General features: G+C 63.0%; 18 protein-coding genes and 2 pseudogenes. 14 read left to right on the forward strand and 6 right to left on the reverse strand.

The genetic code is table 11. From position 1 onward, the window contains the following. The coding region (locus tag N5D20_RS17455; protein ID WP_279948132.1) for an XVIPCD domain-containing protein at positions 1-914 on the reverse strand (914 nt) is incomplete at its 3' end. A 214-nt stretch (positions 915-1,128) separates the two neighbouring features. On the opposite strand from N5D20_RS17455, the gene N5D20_RS17460 reads away from it, so the two are divergent. From N5D20_RS17460 to N5D20_RS17485, 6 genes are all read left to right on the forward strand, one after another. Next, on the forward strand, positions 1,129-1,998 hold the full coding sequence (locus N5D20_RS17460) for a hypothetical protein (RefSeq protein ID WP_279914750.1): 870 nt from the start codon (positions 1,129-1,131) through the stop codon (positions 1,996-1,998). 21 nt (positions 1,999-2,019) lie between these two features. Next, entirely contained in the window at positions 2,020-3,345 is a 1,326-nt protein-coding gene (locus tag N5D20_RS17465; protein WP_279914751.1) for an XVIPCD domain-containing protein, read from the forward strand. A gap of 92 nt (positions 3,346-3,437) precedes the next feature. Further along, on the forward strand, positions 3,438-3,647 hold the full coding sequence (locus N5D20_RS17470; protein ID WP_197577015.1) for a hypothetical protein: 210 nt from the start codon (positions 3,438-3,440) through the stop codon (positions 3,645-3,647). A 91-nt stretch (positions 3,648-3,738) separates the two neighbouring features. Beyond that, a complete protein-coding gene (locus N5D20_RS17475; protein ID WP_197577014.1) occupies positions 3,739-4,164 on the forward strand; it encodes a TonB family protein in 426 nt (141 codons plus the stop codon). A 452-nt stretch (positions 4,165-4,616) separates the two neighbouring features. Further along, entirely contained in the window at positions 4,617-4,985 is a 369-nt protein-coding gene (locus N5D20_RS17480; protein ID WP_233653304.1) for a hypothetical protein, read from the forward strand. A 624-nt stretch (positions 4,986-5,609) separates the two neighbouring features. Further along, on the forward strand, positions 5,610-6,518 hold the full coding sequence (locus tag N5D20_RS17485; protein ID WP_279914752.1) for an HNH endonuclease signature motif containing protein: 909 nt from the start codon (positions 5,610-5,612) through the stop codon (positions 6,516-6,518). On the opposite strand, the pseudogene N5D20_RS17490 reads toward N5D20_RS17485, so the two are convergent. Further along, positions 6,508-6,858, reverse strand: a pseudogene (locus N5D20_RS17490) (integrase core domain-containing protein); the annotation flags it as partial. The gene N5D20_RS17485 and the pseudogene N5D20_RS17490 sit on opposite strands and share 11 nt — an antisense overlap. Here N5D20_RS17490 and N5D20_RS17495 point away from each other — a divergent pair. From N5D20_RS17495 to N5D20_RS17505, 3 genes are all read left to right on the forward strand, one after another. Continuing rightward, complete coding sequence (locus N5D20_RS17495) at positions 6,858-7,238, forward strand: ATP-binding protein (protein WP_279914770.1); 381 nt, start codon at positions 6,858-6,860, stop codon at positions 7,236-7,238. The pseudogene N5D20_RS17490 and the gene N5D20_RS17495 overlap by 1 nt on opposite strands. 85 nt (positions 7,239-7,323) lie before the next feature. Next, positions 7,324-8,685, forward strand: coding sequence for a hypothetical protein (locus tag N5D20_RS17500; protein ID WP_279914753.1), 1,362 nt, complete (start codon positions 7,324-7,326; stop codon positions 8,683-8,685). Positions 8,686-8,746: 61 nt separating this feature from the next. Beyond that, complete coding sequence (locus N5D20_RS17505; protein WP_180856280.1) at positions 8,747-9,595, forward strand: DNA adenine methylase; 849 nt, start codon at positions 8,747-8,749, stop codon at positions 9,593-9,595. Between the two features lie 780 nt (positions 9,596-10,375). Here N5D20_RS17505 and aceE read toward each other — a convergent pair. Next, entirely contained in the window at positions 10,376-13,063 is a 2,688-nt protein-coding gene (gene aceE, locus N5D20_RS17510) for a pyruvate dehydrogenase (acetyl-transferring), homodimeric type (protein ID WP_019660853.1), read from the reverse strand. Between the two features lie 545 nt (positions 13,064-13,608). Between aceE and N5D20_RS17515 the strand changes: the two genes are divergently transcribed. Further along, entirely contained in the window at positions 13,609-14,169 is a 561-nt protein-coding gene (locus N5D20_RS17515; protein WP_279914754.1) for a PadR family transcriptional regulator, read from the forward strand. A gap of 60 nt (positions 14,170-14,229) precedes the next feature. Beyond that, positions 14,230-15,027 carry a siderophore-interacting protein gene (locus tag N5D20_RS17520; RefSeq protein WP_279914755.1) on the forward strand — a complete coding sequence of 266 codons (798 nt, stop codon included), beginning with the start codon at positions 14,230-14,232 and terminating at the stop codon, positions 15,025-15,027. A gap of 113 nt (positions 15,028-15,140) precedes the next feature. Here the strand turns inward: N5D20_RS17520 and N5D20_RS17525 are convergent. Then, positions 15,141-15,467, reverse strand: a pseudogene (locus N5D20_RS17525) (hypothetical protein); the annotation flags it as partial. Positions 15,468-15,664: 197 nt separating this feature from the next. On the opposite strand from N5D20_RS17525, the gene N5D20_RS17530 reads away from it, so the two are divergent. Continuing rightward, positions 15,665-16,066, forward strand: a complete 402-nt coding sequence (locus N5D20_RS17530) for a hypothetical protein (RefSeq protein WP_099560563.1) — start codon at positions 15,665-15,667, stop codon at positions 16,064-16,066. 157 nt (positions 16,067-16,223) lie between these two features. Here N5D20_RS17530 and N5D20_RS17535 read toward each other — a convergent pair whose 3' ends face one another. Both N5D20_RS17535 and N5D20_RS17540 read right to left on the reverse strand, forming a co-directional pair. After that, positions 16,224-16,928 (reverse strand): YceI family protein, encoded by a 705-nt coding sequence (locus N5D20_RS17535; protein WP_100050666.1) that lies wholly within the window; start codon positions 16,926-16,928, stop codon positions 16,224-16,226. A gap of 86 nt (positions 16,929-17,014) precedes the next feature. After that, complete coding sequence (locus N5D20_RS17540) at positions 17,015-17,605, reverse strand: malonic semialdehyde reductase (RefSeq protein ID WP_049412235.1); 591 nt, start codon at positions 17,603-17,605, stop codon at positions 17,015-17,017. 126 nt (positions 17,606-17,731) lie between these two features. On the opposite strand from N5D20_RS17540, the gene N5D20_RS17545 reads away from it, so the two are divergent. Together N5D20_RS17545 and N5D20_RS17550 are read left to right on the forward strand one after the other, a co-directional pair. Continuing rightward, positions 17,732-18,691, forward strand: a complete 960-nt coding sequence (locus N5D20_RS17545; RefSeq protein ID WP_279914758.1) for a mitochondrial fission ELM1 family protein — start codon at positions 17,732-17,734, stop codon at positions 18,689-18,691. Between the two features lie 128 nt (positions 18,692-18,819). Beyond that, a complete protein-coding gene (locus N5D20_RS17550; protein WP_109814302.1) occupies positions 18,820-19,050 on the forward strand; it encodes a hypothetical protein in 231 nt (76 codons plus the stop codon). Positions 19,051-19,095 lie beyond the last annotated feature (45 nt).

Here is a 19,095-nt window from a genome sequence, read left to right on the forward strand (position 1 = left end):
AACCGCAGCGAATCGGCCACATCGGTCTTGGCCGCCACTTCGGTGGCGATGCTGGCGCGGCGGTGCCCCGGGTCATTACGATCGCCCTGCACGATGAAGATGCTCTCTGCCGCATGGCTGCTCTTCGTTGGCTGGCTGAGCAGCACGTGGTCCACGCGCGAGAGATTGTTCTGCTTGGCCAGCACCAGGAGGCTGGCGCTGATGCGCTGGCTGGCCGCATCGAACGGGCGGCCATGCGCAGCGTCCAGCTCGGCCACTTTCTGGATCAGCTGCGAGAACAGGCGATGGTCCGGATGCGAAGGGTCCAGCAGCGTGCCGGCCACTTCAATCGGCGTCGGCGGCGGCTCATCGCTGGCACGGTCGCCCTGGCGATGATGCTCGGCCTCGCGCTCGGGCATCGCGTGGTGGGTTTCGGCATTCAGATCGCTGCCCGGGAACGGCGCGGCAATGCACTGGATTTCCGGCAGGTTGAACAGCACCGCGAACTCGCCCAGGTTGCTGCCGCCATCCAGCGGCGCCGGCAGCGGATGCAGGCCGGCGTAGTGCAGCGCCGCCCAGACGAAATCGCTGCAGCGGTTGATGGTGGCCGGGCGATCCACATCGAATTCGAACTCGGCCGGCTCCTCGGCGAAATCACGCAGGCAGCCGTAATGCTCCTCAGAGATTTCCAAGGTGCGGCTGTAGTACGGGTCCAGATGTTCGTCGGCATCATCGTGGCGCACCTGCGCGTACTGCACGCCGGAGCGGGCTTCGCCCGGCGCGTGGCGCGGTGGTGCGAAGCCATAGCTGTGGGCCTCGTCGCCCGCCGCCACCTGCAGGTACATGTGGCCGCGCGGCGAGGCACCTCCGCTCTTCAGTGGGGTGCCGGGGGCGGCCAGATAAAGGGTTGCGGTGTAGCGTGTTGCCTGCTCCATGCCTGTTCAGCCTTGATGGGTGCTGCGGTCCTGCCTGGATGATGGCATAGGTGGTATGGGGGGCAGGTGGAGGAATAGAGGACGCCGATCGCGACTTGCTGAATATGTGAGCCAGCATGCAGTAATGACCCCGCGGTGGCCGCGGTCCCGGCTGCGACTGGAGCTTGCCATCCCACCGTTCTATAGTCGTTTCGATCATGCAAGGGAATCGCCCATGAGCAGAGCACCGGCTTGCCGGCTTGCCTCCTTCGCCCTGGTGGCCGTGCTGAGCACCACCGCCTGCGCGAAGGCCCCATCCACGGAAAAGGACCCGAACGGAACCCCCATGTCCGAAACCGCAACCAGCCCACGTACGGTGGGCGGACAGACCTACACAATGCAGCCGGTGGAAGCTCGGCTTGGCCCGCACCGCTTCATGTTCCCGGCCAACCTCTACTACAACCAGACGGGCCCCTTGGCCGATGGGGGCGTCATGCTCACTGTGTTCTGGCCTGATTTCGATGCAGCGCCTCCTGGTAATCGCCCGGTGCGCAGCACGCAGGACAGCCGGCGGCAGGTACTGGTCGAGCTTAGGTACATCGATCGCGTTCCCATCCAGAACTATCTGGCACGTCGGTCCAGCAGTGAGGCCACCAGCGCGCCGGGGTCGCTGGAGCGAAGAGACCCGGTAGAGAATCTTGCGCTACGCGTTGCACAACCCGAGCGATGGGGCCTGACGCCCTATTCGATCGACCCATCGTTGATGGAAGCCTATGCAAAGGAGTCAGAGGCTGCGCTGGGCAGGCCTTACGTGCACAACCCGGGGATGGAGCCAGACTGGTATGTGGCCCGCTCGGCGGAGGGGCAACTGACAACGTTCATCAGCTGCGACCCGGCAGATCGCATTCCTGACGGACTTGTAGCTCAGGGAAAGACACTTGAACGCGTCGGAGAAGGCCAGATCGCAATGTGCCGCCATTCCATCGTGGATGTGGGCGACAGCATCGCCATCGAGATGAACTATGTACGCGTAATGCTGAGCGACTGGCAGCGTCTGGAAACCAGCGTGCGTGATCTTCTGAGCCGCTATCGCGTTCAGCCGTAAACCGCATCTCAAGGATGAATCATGAGCGGACTTACCGATAAGGATATTCGTGTCCTGTCCTCCTACGCGAAGGAGGGAAATCGCGAGCTGTATTGGAACTATCTCGCGCAGCTTCCCGACAATGATGGCTACGGCCTGCTTGCGTTGGGTGTTGTGCGCAACGACAGCCTCCCCGGCCGGGTGGCCAACAGCTTTGCAACCGCCGTTGCCGAGCAACAGGCCACGCTGTTCGGCAACGAGAAGAACGTAGCGTTCACCGAGCGCAGGCAAGAAGCCTTCGGCCAGGATCTGATCAGGAACGACCTGGCGGAGCGCAGAAGTTGGGTGGAGGCCGGCAGGCCCGATCTTGCTCTCAACCTGCCCTATACGAGCACGCTCAAGTCCCACGATGTTTCCTTCGAAGCTAACAACCTCAATGTGAACTGCTGGACGCCGCGCTTGCTGCTGGTGTCCACGGAGCATAAACGCGGCGAGCAGGCAGCCGAAAAGGTCTGGCAGAACATGCTCGACAACAGCGCTGCCGGCGCATTCCGTGCTGGCAAGACGGCCGTCAGCGTGCACCTGGATATGCCGCAGCCCGCTGGGCATTTCTACTTCGTTGAGCTGAGCAAGTTCGAGGGCGCAGCGCTCCTGCAGCGCGACGCCGTAGATCCGAACGTGATTGGTACCAAGTTCGACTATCACAGCTACGACGCCAAAGACGGCAGCTGGAACCGCACAGTGGGCGTTCCCCCGCTCGATAGAACAACCAAAGAGACCGATCCCGCCGAGATTTCCGCGTTGAACGAGACCCGCGAGGTTCGCCTGGAACGCGAGGTCAAGGCGAAGCAGTTTCATCCTGAAGATCCCTACAGAGAGATCGCCAAGAGCCCGCGCGTGGTGTCTACGCAGGAGCCCGAGCCTCTCTTTACGGAAGGACGCCGAATCGCGGCGATAGAGCCAGGCAGCCCGGACTATGCCCTCCATCAGCAGATTCGCCAGGGCGTCGCTGCACTGGACGAGAAGCACGGCCGCCCCTTCGACGCGACCAGTGAGAACCTCGCCGCCAGCCTGACAGTGAGGGCACGCGAGCAGGGTCTGGAACAGGTGGACCATGTGGTGCTGAGCAACGCCACAGCCAATCAGGCGGCGGGTCACACCATCTTTGTTGTACAAGGCGACCTATCTGACCCTGCGCACCTGCGTGCAGGAATGCCCACTGCCGTGGCTGCACAAACGCCGGTGGCTGAGTCGCTGCAGCAACTGGCTGTGGTTGGCGATCAGCGCGAGCTCGCCCGCCAGAATGAGCAGCAGGCGCTGGATGCACGTACGCAGGAACAGCAGAGCCACGCCATGCGCATGGGCTGAGCGCCCCAGGTTGAGGCGGCCTCCCTCGGCGCCAGAGATCTCAGTCCCTGAGACCTTCCCAGGTCATCCTCCCCTGCTTCGGGAGGATGACCATGACCAAGATCGACCCCGCATGGCTGGAAGCCTTCGACAGGGAACTTCTCTACCTGTTCGCCATCGACCATAGCGATGCCGGCATGGATGAGTACCTGCTGGGCTGCTACGCAGACCTTCCACCACGCGAGGCGGCGCTGGCGTTCGGCAGCGACTACGACCTGGAGCGCGACGATGCGCTATGGCCACGGCCGGGCCTGCCTGTGTGAACCGTGCGGCCGCCCGGCATGCCGACATTAAAGGCAAGCGATGCCAGGGGATGGCCGCTATGCTTGCAGCGCACCGGAATGGAAACCACGTATGCCCCGCTTCAACACCGCCCTGGCACTGAACCTCGTTCTGATGCTGCTGGGCGTTACACCTGCCATGGCCATGGCGGCGGACCTGCAGGTTTCCACTGAAGTGTTCGTGGAGCGCGGTGACAACCCCACCTTCGAGCTGCAGCAGGCGCCCGCCATTGAGTATTCAACGGCCCCCACCACGCCGCCCGATACCTTCCTGCAGGCTCCCATGCAGGTGCTGCTGGTTGCTCAGCTGGATGAACTGGGCCACGTTTCCAACGTGATGGTGGTGCGGTCCAGCGGACTGCGGGAGCTTGATCGTGCGGCCTTTACCGCTGTGGACCAGTGGCGCTTTGATCCGGTCGTGGTTGACGGCGTCGCGCTGCATGCGCGGGTTCGGGTGCGTTTGAGCTTCGTGCCTTCGGCCGACGCGCCGCCCGGCTGAACCGCCGGTCCAATCTGTCGCGATTGACCCTACTCCATGGCCCTGACTGCGGGCATTCCTGCACTTGGGGCCAATAACGCCAAGCCCTCCAAGACCGTTGCGGCGCAATCGCTTGCCGGCTTAACACCGTGTGCGACAATGCCGAAAGCGTCAGGACTGGCAATCGCTGGTTCTGCAGTTTCTTGGCATTTGGCAGCTACGCGGGTATCTCTTGGCGTGCCACCGGAAAAGGGTGGCGCGGGACTCGAAAACCCGTGTTTATGCCAGCTGTATGCGCTTGCCAGCCGACGTCACCTTTTATGTGGCGTCGGCTGGCAATCCGTTCGCGTTCCATGGCGGGCGGTGCGTGGGGGTCTTCGGACCCGCCGGTCTGGCATTTACCGGTTTTCGAGCCCGCACCGTCCGCCACCTTTATTGGTGGCGCTGCTATCTGTCCTGTACGGAGCATTGCCATGAACACATCGGACTTCCGTTCCCTGCACGCGCTGTACGATCCGGACAACGCCGAACCCGAGCGCGAACCGTCCGTCGATCCCAACGCCTTCGTCGCCACGCTGCATCGCATCGGAACCGGTGCGGCTGCGGACGGCCAGCCTTGGCCGGAACGGCATCAACTGCCTGGGCGTTGTCTTCAGCTGGCGGATGCGGATTGCGCGTTGGCGGGGCTGCGTGTGGTGGCGGAACTGATGCTGGCTGCGGAGCGGACTCGGCAGAACGGCGCGCCCGAGGAGTACCTGGGGGATCGGGTTATGGAAGGGTTGAAGATGGCGTGTGTGGCGTTGACTGCGCAGGCAATTGAGCGGTTGCAGGTTCGGGAGTAGAGCGCGCCTCGCTGCGCACATCGAATGCAATGCCCGGACCGTATTCGCGGTCCGAAGCATTCGCCGCTGTCTGAGCCTTTAGCCTCCAACACTGACCTCACTATGCCGAGCCGGACTTTGCTTGCCCTGACGACGGCAGCGCTATTGGGATTGATCAGTGGAGGGACATACGCGCCAGCCACCACAATGAGTCTTGAGAACTACCCAAGACTCACTGACTCGGAGTTTGCCCTGTTTCAGGCCGACGCCGAGAGCTACGCTGAAGCATTGGCTTGCCAAGGCGTCACCATCGGAAAGCATGATTCCAGTAGACGCTTCTTCGATATAAGCGTACGTGGCGATGCCATTCTGTTCGTGGACAACTCTGGGCCAAGTCTTCTGATAGTCACTATGTCTACGGTCCCAAGCGATGCAATGGAGCTCCAGCGCTGGAAAGATGGATGGGGTTCACCAGAGAGACGCAGGAGGAGCTTGAGCGCACCTGAGAACAGCTGCCCTAGGTCTGCGCCCCAGTAGACTCCCATCTGCACCCTGCCCCGGCAGTCAAACGCGTCAATCAATGACACAAGGAACCTGGTTCTAGCTAGAATCCTGGGCACTTAGCTTCTCGGACAGGGATCTAGGATGGAACTCCCATTCGAGGTGGGCGCGCTCTACAACCGTCAAAAGCAGATCCATGGCGTATTTGGCGGGCAACAGCAAGGCGGCATTTCGACACCCAAGGAGCATCCGCTAGTCATCGCGTTCACTGGCGAGGCCGGCGTTTCTCATGGCTACCATGACTTCTGGGACGACGACGAAGTCTTTCATTACTTCGGCGAGGGTCAAGTCGGAGACATGAAGTATGTGGCGGGCAACCGAGCGATCGGCGAGCACGTCAAAGATGGCAAGACGCTCGTAGTGTTCCAGATGATGGGCAAGGGGCGGCCCTACCGATACCTTGGTAGGTTCATGTGCCAGTCTTCCTACGTTCGGCCTGGCACGCCAGATCGAGAAGGGCAGCCTAGGTCTGCGATCGTGTTCCGCTTGAAATCACTGGAAGCCTCGCTGGGCCTCGCGGCGAGCGATACGGACCAAGCTGAGATCGATGCTGCTACCGATGACGTCAGCGCGACCAGCGCATGGCGCGAAACTGAAGTGCGGACGAAGCAACGCCTTTTCCGAGAGCGCCTGATCGGCGTTGAGAAGGGGTGCCGGCTGACCGGAATCGAGGACCTAAGATTCCTTCGAGCGAGCCATATCAAGCCGTGGGCAGTTAGCACTCATAGTGAGCGAGTTGATGGCGAGAACGGCCTTCTGCTGGCTCCGCATGCGGACCTGCTCTTTGATCGGGGATGGATTAGCTTCTCGTCGAGTGGTCGCTTGCTAGTTTCGGACAGCCTACCGTTTGACGTCCAAGATCGGCTCGGTCTCAAGTTGGATGCATCGCTTCGACACGGAGTTTTCTCGCCGAAGCAACTTGGCTTCTTGGAATTCCACCGAGATGTTGTTTTTGATAGGGCCACCCCCAATAGCAGGGCTATCAGCCGGTAAAGGTTTCGCCCACTTTTTGCGCCAGAGAATTTGCTTGAGGCCTGTGTTCTCGGGCGAGTTCCGCACGGGCATTCCTTGCCAATGCACTGTGGGGGCGCTCCTCGATATGGAAGCGCCCCCACGCTTCGATTTTGCTCCTTGCATCGGCCAGCGACAAGAACCAATGGCCGTTCAGGCACTCCTGCCGCAGTTTGCCGTTGGAGCTCCCCACCATCGCATTGTCCGTCGGTGTACCACGCCGGGAGAAATCCAGCTCCACGCCGTTCTCATAAGTCCAGCGGTCCATCACCTTGCCGGTAAATTCACTGCCGTTGTACACCTTGATCGCGTCCGGCCTGCCTGTTCAGCGACCAGCCGCGCCGCCGACGGCAGCGTCCCTTTCGATCACCGCACCACAGTGTGAGTGCGGCGGCGCTGGTCGGCTGTGAGCTAGCGAAGAGGATGCAACTAGGGCAAACACAATGCAGCCCACGGGCCAGTACGCCCGCTGAGCCAGCTGCAACGCCCGCCTCTCCTTTGATGCTGGAGGTGCCCCTCCATAACAGCATCTTCGGGCCAGTCTTGGCCTATCAAAGAACCTGGGCCCGTCATGCAGGAGGTCTCGAAGCGAGCGGACCGGGTCAATCAGCATCTGGAAAGCGGCAAAAACCCGGCTACCAGAGAGCTCTAGGGGAGCACTTTACGCGGCGGGGAAGTACAGGCAAAGTCAGCCTAGTGTAAAGGGCCAGGCCAAAGATCTAAGATTGGCAAGCTTAAAGGGACGATCAGGTTGAGGTTAGTCGTCAATTGAGCCATCTCCAGCGCCGTGGACTATTTCGAGTACAAGGGAGTTTCGAATATGGGGCATAAAACCATCACCGTCGGTGTGAGCAAGTTGCTACTGGACCGCACAAACGCCCGACACGATGCGATGGACAACGAACCAGAGATCATCGCGCAACTATTGCGTCGTGAGAAAGCTGGGGAGGTAGCCAAGAGTATCGCCCAAGCAGGTGCATTGAATCCCCTAGAACGGATCGGCGTCATCGCTCATCCAGCGATTAAAGACGCGTACATCGTCCTCGAGGGCAATCGCCGCGTCTGCGCCCTAAAGATGCTACATGACCCGGACAAAGCACCCGATGCCTTCAAGAAGAAGGTTTCGGACTACAAGCTGAAGGGACAGCCGATTCCGAGTCGCATCGAAGTGGTGCTCTTTGACAGCGAAGAGGATGCCGAGCCTTGGATTAGCATGCGCCACCGCGGCGAGGATGGCGGAAAGGGCCTGCGCCCATGGGGTGTAGCAGCCAAAGCACGGCACGCCGAAAAGGCAGGCGGCGCCACAGTCAACCAGTTAGCGGCCGGGCTTATAGATCACGCATTGAAGGCTGGTCTTATTACTCAAGAGCAGTACGAAGAAGTGCCGATCACGACCGTGACGCGTTACTTAGGGAACCCCATATTTCGCCATACCTTGGGACTAGCCTCCAACAAGGCGCTAGATTTGGATGTGCCCCAGGATGAGTTCGACGCTGGTTTGAGGGTGTTTCTAGTCGACTCACTTCCCAAGAGCATGACCGGCAAAGAGCCTAAAGTGCACTCTCGCTCCCGCTCAGCAGATTGGAAATCCTACGCTCAAGATCTGAGCAGCCGTGGGCATGCCCCAAAGACGCGCCTTCCGCAAACCGTACCTCTTAAGACCACCAAACCATCGGCTACCAAGAGGGCGCCACGGCTCTCGAATCCGGACAAGCGTACATCCATCGTAAATTCCGGATTCCGGCATAGCTTCAGCGCTGACAACATTCTCAGTCGATTGTTCCGTGAACTTCGCAGCATTGACGCCGACGAGCATTCTTTTGCGGCCGCCTATCTATTGCGTGCGTTCATTGAACGACTGACTAAGCTCTATGCTAAACGCCATCGCCTTGGGATGGAGGGAGATTTGCACAACGTGATTGATCGCTGTGTCAAGCACTTGGAAGTGCACTCAAGCGCGGAGCAAAAGGCTCTCAAGTCAGCCCTGCAACCACTGAAAGGAATGGTCTCGGATCGCTATTCGCGCACCTCGCCTGATTCGCTGGGAAGCTGGGTGCACGGCAGCACCATCCCTACTCGTGCCGAGATCAATCGACGCTGGGATACCTTGGAGCCTGGACTTGAACTGCTCGCGAAAGGCTTAGCCTGACAGGCTGGCCAAGTGAGCTCACTTCGGCTAGATTCTTAGTCCCACACGAAGGTCTGCGACCATGCCAGTCACTGACTCCCCCCTACGCTATCCGGGCGGGAAAACCCAGCTTGCGCCTTTTGTAATAGAAATTCTTCGCGAGAATGAGCTGTTCTATGGGTCCTATATCGAGCCATTCGCTGGCGGATGTGGAATTGCCTGGAAGCTGCTACTTGACGGCTATGTGTCGCAAATCCACATCAACGACATCGATCCGTCGATCTACGCGTTTTGGGCATCAGTACTGCGCAAAACAGACGAACTATGCGAGTTGATCGAAACCACACCTGTCACGATGGAAGTCTGGCATCAGCAAAAGGCCATCCAGCAGAATCGGCGCTCGCGACAGCTGGAACTTGGGTTCTCTACGCTCTTTCTGAATCGCACCAACCGTTCCGGCATCCTCAAGGGTGGTGTCATCGGCGGCAAAAAGCAGGAAAGCGCTTACCCGATGGACTGTCGCTTCAATAAAGCCGAGATTCTGCGGAAAATTCAGCGCATCGCCAAGTACCGTGACCAGGTGTCCCTGACGAAAATGGATGCTGAAGACTTCATCCTTAGCGCGTTGCCCCGCCTACCGAAGCATGCCCTAGTCAATATCGATCCTCCGTATTACAGCAAGGGGCGTGATTTGTACTGCAGCTTCTACAACCATGAAGACCACGTCCATCTCGCCAGAGCTATTCCCAGCATTAAGCAGCGCTGGATGGTTACGTATGACAATGCTCCCGAAATTCAAGAACTATATCGACGTTTTCCCAGCATCAACCTGAACCTCAACTATTCCGCTCAGATTAAGCGTGTAGGCGTGGAGTTGATGGTCATCGATCCCAAGCTAAAATTACCTCCGGTGATCCAACAAGCGGCATAGACGTTGCGGCACCAGCAGCCGTGCTTCTCGAAGCACGTCAAATAGACGATCGCGCCCCAGGGCGATCCCCGCCGCCTGTAGCTTCGGTTCAATCAGATGGTGCAGCTTGCGCGTACCCAACCGCGACTGACCCGCCCGGCAGTTGCTCACCAGCGCCGGTGCCGTGGCTTCAGCAGCATCTCGCCACTAATGGCGCTGCCCGGCCTGATACTACGCCTGCCGACTGATGCCAAAATGACGGCAAGCCCTTGCCACGCTTACGCCCTGGAGGCGCCCTTGCGCGAGGAATTGCCGGAAGGCTTTTTTTTCGATTTTTAACCCCGTAATCCTCTTTGAGGACGTCCACGATGGCCTCAAAGAGCTGCGCCTTCTCGTTTGCCCCCCGCAACTAGACCGCGGGGCCTTGATCTGTTGCTTTGGGGTAAGCGGCTTGGCCGCCCCGGCTTTGGGGACAGTGCTCATGGGAGGAAATGATGCTCCAGCCGCCCAGTCTTGCCTACCATGTCGGCGAAGCAAGGTAAGCACCGTGCTGCGATCTTGAATCCCATAGCGCTCCTGGGCCTTTTGTAGGTCAGCTCCCCGCGTTCGACCTGATCTACCACCGACAACTTGAAGGCCAGCGAGTAATCCCCCTGACTGCGCCTGATTGTTGATTTCATTGAACATTCCTTTTCCAGAGGGAAAAGGTGTCAACCCAATTCAGGACGGGTCAAGCAAAAAAGAAAAGGCCCGCTACGCGGGCCTTTCTTTACCTCTTGCAGCAAATCGATCCAGACCTAATCAAACCCCAACAGGATTAGCCTTCTCCGGATCAATCTTGTACTGCTTGATCGCCCGGGCCACATCCTTCGCGGTCATCTTCCCTTCCTTCGCCAGCGCCGCAATCGCGGCATGGGCGATGTAGTACCGGTCAACTTCAAAGAACCGACGCAGGTTCGCACGCGTATCCGAACGGCCGAAACCATCCGTACCCAGCACCGTGTAGCTCATCGGCACGAACGCACGAATCTGGTCCGCATACGCACGCACATAGTCGGTGGCGGCAATCGCCGGGCCCTGGCGGCCTTCCAGCAGCTCGGTCACGTAGGCCTTGCGCTGCTCACCTTCCGGATGCAGGCGGTTGGCACGTTCCACGTCGAAACCATCGCGACGCAGTTCGTTGAAGCTCGGGCAGCTCCAGATGTCGGCGGTCACGCCGAAGTCCTTGTCCAGCAGTTCGGCCGCGGCAATGGCTTCGCGCAGGATGGTGCCCGAACCCAGCAGCTGCACGCGCAGCTCGCCCTTCTTCGGCTTGCCGGCGTCGGTCAGCAGGTACATGCCCTTGACGATGCCTTCGGCCGCGCCTTCCGGCATTTCCGGGTGGGTGTAGTTCTCGTTCATCAGGGTGACGTAGTAATACTCGTCCACCTGGTCTTCCATCATGCGCTTGGTGCCGTGCTGCAGGATCACCGTCACTTCGAAGCCGAAGGTCGGGTCGTAGCTGCGCACGTTGGGGATGCCACCGGCCACCAGATGGCTGAAGCCATCTTCGTGCTGCAGGCCTTCACCGTTCAGCGTGGTGCGGCCGGCGGTGCCCCCCAGCAGGAAGCCGCGGGTACGCATGTCGGCGGCCTGCCAGGCGATGTCGCCCACGCGCTGGAAGCCGAACATGCTGTAGTAGATGTAGAACGGCAGCATCGGCACGTTGCTGACCGAGTAGCTGGTACCGGCGGCCATCCACGAGCTGATCGCACCCGGCTCGCTGATGCCCTGCTGCAGCACCTGCCCGCTCTGGTCTTCGCGGTAGAACATCAGCTGGTCGGCGTCGACCGGCTTGTACTTCTGGCCGAACGGCGCGTAGATGCCGATCTGGCGGAACAGGCCTTCCATGCCGAAGGTACGGGCTTCGTCGGCCACGATCGGCACGATGTGCGGACCCAGTTCCTTGTCACGCAGGGTGATGTTCAGGCTCTGCACGAAGGCCATGGTGGTGGAGTAGCTGCGCTCGCCGCTGCTCTTCAGCAGGCGCTCGTAGGCTTCCAGCTTCGGCGCCACGAAGGTCTTGTCGGCCTTGCGGCGGCGCTGCGGCAGGTAACCGCCCAGCGCGGCACGGCGTTCCTGCAGGTACTGCACTTCCGGCGAATCCGGGCCCGGGTGGTAGAACGGCACCTGGCCGTCGGCCAGCTGCGCGTCGGTCACCGGAATGTTGAAGCGGTCGCGGAAGTGGCGCACCGCTTCGTCGTCCAGCTTCTTGGTCTGGTGGGTCGGGTTCAGCGCTTCACCGGCGCTGCCCATGCCGTAGCCCTTCACGGTCTTGGCCAGGATGACGGTCGGCATGCCCTTGGTGTTCACGGCCTGGTGGTAGGCGGCGTACACCTTGTGCGGGTCGTGGCCACCACGGTTCAGGCGCCAGATGTCGTCGTCGCTCAGGCCGGCGACCATCGCAGCGGTTTCCGGGTACTTGCCGAAGAAATGCTCGCGGGTATACGCGCCGCCGAAGGCCTTGCAGTTCTGGTATTCGCCGTCGACGGTTTCCATCATCAGCTTCTTCAGGACGCCATTGGTGTCCTTGGCCAGCAGTGCATCCCAGTAACCGCCCCACAGCAGCTTGATCACGTTCCAGCCGCCGCCACGGAACACGCCTTCCAGTTCCTGGATGATCTTGCCGTTGCCGCGCACCGGGCCGTCCAGGCGCTGCAGGTTGCAGTTCACCACGAAGATCAGGTTGTCCAGGCCCTCACGGCCGGCCAGGGCGATGGCACCCAGGGTTTCCGGCTCGTCGCTCTCGCCGTCGCCGATGAAGCACCACACCTTGCGGTCGGACTTCTCGATCAGGCCACGGTTTTCCAGGTAGCGCATGAACTGCGCCTGGTAGATGGCGGCCAGCGGGCCCAGGCCCATCGACACGGTCGGGGTCTGCCAGTAGTCCGGCATCAGCCACGGGTGCGGGTACGAGGACAGGCCACCGCCGTCCACTTCCATGCGGAACTTGTCCAGCTGCTCTTCGCTGATGCGGCCTTCCAGGAAGGAACGCGCGTAGATGCCCGGGGCGCTGTGGCCCTGGATGAACAGCAGGTCGCCCGGGTGGTTCTCGCTCGGGGCGCGCCAGAAGTGGTTGAAGCCCACGTCGTACAGGGTGGCGCCGGAGGCGAACGAGGCGATGTGGCCGCCCAGGTCACCCGGCTTGCGGTTGGCGCGGACCACGGTGGCCATCGCGTTCCAGCGGATGATCGAACGGATGCGCCATTCCAGCTCGGCATTGCCCGGGCTCTTGGCCTCGAGCTGCGGCTCGATGGTGTTGACGTATTCGGTGGTGGGAGAGAACGGCAGGTAGGCGCCCGAACGACGGGTCAGTTCCACCATGCCTTCCAGCAGCTGATGCGCGCGCTCGGAGCCCTCGACATCAATAACGGCCTTCAACGACTCGATCCACTCCTGGGTTTCCACAGGATTCGGGTCGTTGTTCAGCACCTCGTTCAACCAGTTCATTAGCGCTCCCATAACCGCACGCACGCGCGCGACTGTTGTATAGATTTCTAGACCGCAAAGTGTAGCGCACCAAGGGCTTTCGTCACTTGGCTACGCAGGCGTATGGATGCAACCGGCCAGTGTCCGCAAGGGGCTTGCAAGCGCCCTTGACGGCCCTGCGGCGGGCCTTGGCGGCTGCGCGGGCTGTCGCTTGCGGGCCGCTGCGCCCATGTGCAGGACGCAGTGTTACCGCTGCCGATGACGGTTGTAGGGCAGCGCCGGGGCCACGGTGAGCGCCGTTCGGGCTTCGGCACTGAACCGGCGACAACGTGTCGCACCTGCCTCTGGATTGCCGCTGGCCGTGGGACCAGGGTGGCCCGTGAGTGATGGGCCCGGTGGCCCTGCTCCCTTCCACAGCATCGCCGGGGCGCCTCGCAAGGGGCGCCCCTTTTGCTGTGGGAGGGGCTGGCCGTGGCCCAAATTGCACCTGCATGTGGCCGGATCGGGTGTTGTCGCTTTCGACATATCGATATATCGTTTGCACACTCGTTTACCGATATATCGAAATGAGCCGAAGCCCCTCTCCCAGAGCCCGTTCCACCGATTCGACGGTGCCCCGTCGCAACGGCCAGCCGCGCGTACTCAGCCGCGGCGACCTGCGCCTGCTGGTGCTGGCCCTGATCGGCGAGCAGCCGCGCCATGGCTACGAGCTGATGCAGCTGATCAGCAACCAGTTCATGCAGGCCTACACGCCCAGCGCCGGCACCATGTACCCGCTGCTGGCCAGCTTCGAGCAGGCCGGCTGGATCGAGGCCGAGGAAGTGGACGGCAAGCGGATCTTTCGCATCACCGCCGCCGGCGAGTTCGAGCTGAAGGTGCAGCGCACCCAGGTGCGGCTGGCGCAGCGACGCGCCTTCGACCGTGCCCGCGAGATCACCAAGGCCTCGCTGCCGCCGCCGCTGGCCTGCGCCCTGCGCGAGTTCAAGCGGGCACTGGTGCACCACCACGGCCGCTGGGCCGAGGGCGAGGCGGACGAAGTGGCGGCGCTGCTGACGCGGGCGTCTGCCCTGCTCAACGGTACCGCCGGTAGCGAGGCATCACCGCTTTCAACGACCCAGCCAGACTGAATCCAGCCAGGTCTCCCCTACGCCGCGCGCCCCCGCGCGACACCTTTACAGGTAGCCCCCATGACCGAACACAACAACACGCGCCTGCGCCTGGATGTGCGCTTCCGTGAACTGACCGTGCTGCGCACCGAGGAAGTCACCCCACACATGCGCCGCATCGTGCTGGGCGGCGACGCGCTGGCCGGTTTCGATTCGCCCGGCGCCGACGACCACATCAAGCTGTTCTTCCCCAATGCCGCCGGCGAGATGGTGCTGCCGGTGCTGACCGCCGAAGGCCGCAGCTACCCGGACGGCAAGGAGCCCTCGCCCGCCCGCGACTACACCCCGCGCTGGTGGGACCACGAAACCGGCGAGCTGGCCATCGACTTCGTGCTGCACGACCAGGGCATTGCCGGGCCGTGGGCCGAGCGCGCGCAGCCGGGCGACGTGCTGGTAATCGGTGGCCCGCGCGGTTCGTTCGTGGTGGCCGACACCTACGACGCCTATGTGCTGATCGGCGATGAAACCGCGCTGCCGGCCATCGCCCGCTGGCTGGACGTGCTGCCGGAAGGTGCCGAGGTGCAGGCGTACATCGAAGTGAGCGACGAGGCCGAACGCCAGGACCTGCCGCAGTACGAGAACGTGCGCATCCACTGGCTGGAGCGCAACGGCTTCCCGGCGGCGACCAGCACCCTGCTGGAAGACATGCTGACCGACTTCGAGGCACCGGAGGGCGATGTCTACTACTGGATCGCCACCGAATCGCGTCGCGCGCGGATGATGCGCAAGTTCATCGAAGGCCACCTGGGCGTACCGCGCGACTGGATCCGCTCGACCGGCTACTGGAAGGCGCACCCGGACGAAACCGACGGCGATTGACCGGGCAGCCGGTGGGTGCGGACCCTGCTTGGTGGGTGCGGACCGTTGGTCCGCACGCCCTTGACCATGTAGAGCCGAGCCCACGCTCGGCTGCTTTTCGCTCCACCCTCGCGCTACGCGCGATGAGCCGAGCGTGGGCTCGGCTCTACAGGAGCACTGGGCGCCCCCTGCCGCGTCCACCCGAACCGCTTCGCGGCCCATATCTCCAGCGCCACCAGCAGGGCGATGATCAGCACCGGCAACAGCAGCCCGAAGTACACGCCGGGCATCATGCCGTTGATCTGCGCCTTCACCAGCCGCAGCACGCCACGGGTGTGCAGCAGCTCATCCACGTGCATGGTCAGCGCCTCGCGCACCACTTCCGGTTCCAGGCCGAGGGTACCGGCCCGTTCCACCAGCGTGTCTTCCACCATCCCGCACAGCAGACCTTCGCGCACTTCCGTGGGTGATACAGCGGGCCATTGTAGAGCCGAGCCCATGCTCGGCTGCTCTTCGTTCCGCGATCGGCGAACCCTCGCGCTACGCGCGATGAGCCGAGCGTGGGCTCGGCTCTACAGGTATTCCGCCGCCCGGTTCAACGCATCAGCCGCCAAGCAATGCGACAATCGCGCTACTTTCCTGCAGCAACGAGGCCCACATGGCCAAACTGACCCTGGCCAGCGTGGACGCGCTGCGTACCCGCTTTGCCGATGACGCCGCCTGCGATGCGGCGCTGGCCGCCTTCGCCGACACCAAAGCCCTGCGCACGCCGCTGCGCGAGCTGGTGGAGGCACAGCACCGCTACCTGCAGGCCGAGTTCGAAGTGGGGCAGGTGGCCGACGTGCTGCGCCGCGACCAGAAGTACGCACCGGTGGGCCGGCCGTCGGTGCACATCGTGCAGCTGCGCAAGCAGCAGGCCGCGACTAAGCAGGCGGCGCTGATCGCACGCCAGGTAGTGGCGCAGGCAGCGCAGACCTTCGTGCGCGTGAGCGGGATGACGGTGAAGGCCAAGCAGAGCCCGAGCGAAACGTGCGTGGCATGGTTGGGCGCGCTGCGCTGAGCGCGCATACCCGGTAGTGCTCAACCTTGGTTGGCCTGCGGAGTGCTCGTGCGCCAACCAAAGTTGGCATCTACCAACGCGTGTTCCCCAGCACCCAAAAAGAAGGCCCGCTTTTCAGCGGGCCTTCTGCCTTCTCACGACGAGTGAGTTGGATGCATCAAGCCGCCGGCTTTTCGCCGGTGGCTTCGGTGGTGATGCGGATCTTCACTTCATCGCTGACGTTCGGGGCATACGCGCCGACGCCGAAATCGCTGCGCTTCAGGGTGGTGGTGGCATCGAAGCCGGCCGCCGGAACCTTGGCCATCGGGTGCTCGCCGCCGCCGTTGACGGTGACGTCCAGGGTGACCGGCTTGGTGATGCCCTTGATGGTCAGGTCGCCGGTGACGGTCAGCTTGTTGGTGCCGGCCGCTTCCACCTTGGTGCTCTTGAAGGTGGCATCGGCGAACTTGGCGGCGTCGAAGAAGTCGGCGCTCTTCAGGTGCTCGTCGAACTTGGCGGTGAAGCTGTTCAGGCCGCTCAGCGGCAGCTTCACTTCCACGGTGGACTTGGTCACGTCTTCGGCGTTGTACACCAGGGTGCCTTCGACGTTGCCGAAGTGCGCGCTCGGGTTGGAGAAGCCGAAGTGGCTCCACTGGGCCAGCACGTCGGTGTGGGTCGGGTCCAGCTTGTAGGTGCCCGAGGCGATCTTGATCGCTTCGGCGGCCGGCGCAGCGGCGGCGGCATCGGCAGCCGGGGTGGCGGCCTGCTCGGTGGTGGCCGGGGCGGCATCGGCGGCCGGGGCAGCGGTGTCGGCCGGCTTGGAGCAGGCGGCGATGGCCAGGGTCAGGGCCAGCGGCAGCAGCAGTTTACGGGTGGCGCTCATCTCAGGAACTCTCCGGATCGTAGGGTGGGTACACGGTGCAGCAAGAGCCCGCCGCGGGACGGCGGGCCCGAAACCGATACAACGACTTACGCGATGCGCGCCGCTTCGTCGAACGACAGGCGCGGCAGACGCGGGAACAGGCCCGCCGAGTCACCGTAACCCAGGTTGACCAGGAAATTCGACTTGATGGAGGTGCCGGCGAAGAAGGCTTCGTCCACCTTGGCCGGGTCGAAGCCCGACATCGGGCCGGCATCCAGGCCCAGCGCGCGTGCGGCCAGGATCAGGTAGGCGCCCTGCAGGCTGCCGTTGCGGATGGCGGCTTCGTGGCGGCCTTCCTGCGGGCCATCGAACCAGGCCTTGGCATCGGTGTGCGGGAACAGGTACGGCAGCTTCTCGTGGAAGTCCAGGTCGAAACCGATGATGACGGTGACCGGGGCGGCCATGGTCTTGGCCAGGTTGCCTTCGGACAGGGCCGGGGCCAGCTTGTCCTTGGCGTCCTTCGAGGTGACGAAGACGAAGCGGGCCGGCGTGGTGTTGGCGGCGGTCGGACCCCACTTCACCAGGTCGTACAGTTCCTTCAACAGGCTCTCAGGAACCGGCTTGTCGAGGAAGGCGTTCTGGGTACGGGCAGTACGGAACAGCTGATCGAGGGCAGCAGCGTCGAGCGCGTGGGACATCGGTGGATCTCCAGGGCGGCGAAAGGAAGTCAGTGCCCGCGGGCGGCGCGGGGCGAATCGACGAGCCGCAGTGTAGAGTGTCGCGACTGTTGCAACACCCAGCAGGGCTGAAACGAATTAATGCCAATGGTGAAACGATCGAGCGCGCCTTGGACGGTCACGGACGGCCGCGCAGGCAATGTCCGCCAGGCGGTTGCGCTGGCCTCGGCGCTGCGCCAGGGCACCCATCGGCCGCTGGTCCTGCAGCCCCGCGCGCCCTGGCGCTGGCTGTCGCCGCGTCGCCTACCCGGCGATGTGAATGGCTACGGCGAGGCCTTCGCGACGCTGGCTGCCGATGCCCCGGCGCTGGCGATCGGTTGTGGCCGCCAGGCTGCGGGTGCCCTGCGCGTGCTGCGTGCCCGTGGCAGCCAGGTGGTGCAGATCCTCGACCCGCGCATCAACGCTCGCCATTGGGATGTGGTGGTGGTGCCCGAACACGACGCCCTGCGCGGCAGCAACGTGCTGACCCTGCTCGGCAGCCTCAACCCGGTGGACGATGACTGGCTGGCCTGGGGCCGCGCCGCGTTCGCCGGCTTCAGCACCCTGCCCGGCCCGCGCACCGCGCTGCTGGTGGGTGGACCGACGCCGCTGGCGCCGTGGGATGAAACGTCGATGGTCGGTGTGTTCCGCGCGCTGGCCGACCAGATCCACAGCGAGGGCGGCAGCCTGCTGGCCACCACGTCGCGACGCACGCCGCCCGCCTTGGCCGAGATCCTGCGCGCGACCTTCGCGGACCTGCCGCACGTGATCTGGGGCGACGGCGGCGACGGCACCAATCCCTATGGCGGCCTGCTCGGCTGGGCCAACGGCGTGGTGGTGTCGCCCGATTCGGTGAACCTGCTGTCTGAAGCCTGCGCCACGCGCATGCCGGTGATGGTGGCGCTGGCCGATACCGCGCAGGGTCGGCTGGCGCGCTTCCAGCAGCAGCTGCGCGAGCGCGGGCGGTTGCAGGCGCACTGGCTGGACTGGCAGTACGACCGCATCGAGCCGCTGCGCGAGACCGCTCGGGTGGCGGCAGAAGTGAAGCAGCGCCTGGCATTGGGGTAGTGCCGGCCGCTGGCCGGCAATCCTGGGCGCCCGGCATCACGGTGGTGCCGGGTGCGCAGCGATTTCTGAACATTTCGATCCGCGCGCACCGTTAGAGTCCAGCTTCCCCCATCACGCTGAACGTCTTCATGCGCACCCTGCTCCTGCTGCCCCTGGCCCTGCTCGCTGCCTGCTCCACCACGCCCACCGAACTGGACCCGATTTCCTACCAGTGCCAGCAGCAGCTGGACGCGTATCGCGAACAGCCGGCCTTGCGCGATCCGAAGACTGGCGAGCGCCCGCCGCTGCCGATCGCGCCGATCAGCGATGCCTGCGACAGGGAACTCAAGCACAAGGGCGTGGACCGCCCGCTGCGCTGAGCGGCGTATGATCGGCACGCGGGCCTGCCCGCCGTTGAAGGTATC

The sequence above is a fragment of the Stenotrophomonas sp. GD03877 genome (assembly GCF_029840555.1).
Classification (GTDB): Bacteria; Pseudomonadota; Gammaproteobacteria; order Xanthomonadales; family Xanthomonadaceae; genus Stenotrophomonas; species Stenotrophomonas geniculata.

Coding starts and splice junctions, on each gene's coding strand:
- N5D20_RS17520 (WP_279914755.1), top strand. CDS start 14,230: ATGACCGAACACAACAACACGCGCCTGCGCCTGGATGTGCGCTTCCGT.
- N5D20_RS17465 (WP_279914751.1), top strand. CDS start 2,020: ATGAGCGGACTTACCGATAAGGATATTCGTGTCCTGTCCTCCTACGCG.
- N5D20_RS17545 (WP_279914758.1), top strand. CDS start 17,732: ATGGTGAAACGATCGAGCGCGCCTTGGACGGTCACGGACGGCCGCGCA.
- N5D20_RS17505 (WP_180856280.1), top strand. CDS start 8,747: ATGCCAGTCACTGACTCCCCCCTACGCTATCCGGGCGGGAAAACCCAG.
- N5D20_RS17460 (WP_279914750.1), top strand. CDS start 1,129: ATGAGCAGAGCACCGGCTTGCCGGCTTGCCTCCTTCGCCCTGGTGGCC.
- N5D20_RS17535 (WP_100050666.1), bottom strand. CDS start 16,928: ATGAGCGCCACCCGTAAACTGCTGCTGCCGCTGGCCCTGACCCTGGCC.
- N5D20_RS17475 (WP_197577014.1), top strand. CDS start 3,739: ATGCCCCGCTTCAACACCGCCCTGGCACTGAACCTCGTTCTGATGCTG.
- N5D20_RS17550 (WP_109814302.1), top strand. CDS start 18,820: ATGCGCACCCTGCTCCTGCTGCCCCTGGCCCTGCTCGCTGCCTGCTCC.
- N5D20_RS17530 (WP_099560563.1), top strand. CDS start 15,665: ATGGCCAAACTGACCCTGGCCAGCGTGGACGCGCTGCGTACCCGCTTT.
- N5D20_RS17480 (WP_233653304.1), top strand. CDS start 4,617: ATGAACACATCGGACTTCCGTTCCCTGCACGCGCTGTACGATCCGGAC.
- N5D20_RS17515 (WP_279914754.1), top strand. CDS start 13,609: ATGAGCCGAAGCCCCTCTCCCAGAGCCCGTTCCACCGATTCGACGGTG.
- aceE (WP_019660853.1), bottom strand. CDS start 13,063: ATGAACTGGTTGAACGAGGTGCTGAACAACGACCCGAATCCTGTGGAA.
- N5D20_RS17485 (WP_279914752.1), top strand. CDS start 5,610: ATGGAACTCCCATTCGAGGTGGGCGCGCTCTACAACCGTCAAAAGCAG.
- N5D20_RS17470 (WP_197577015.1), top strand. CDS start 3,438: ATGACCAAGATCGACCCCGCATGGCTGGAAGCCTTCGACAGGGAACTT.
- N5D20_RS17540 (WP_049412235.1), bottom strand. CDS start 17,605: ATGTCCCACGCGCTCGACGCTGCTGCCCTCGATCAGCTGTTCCGTACT.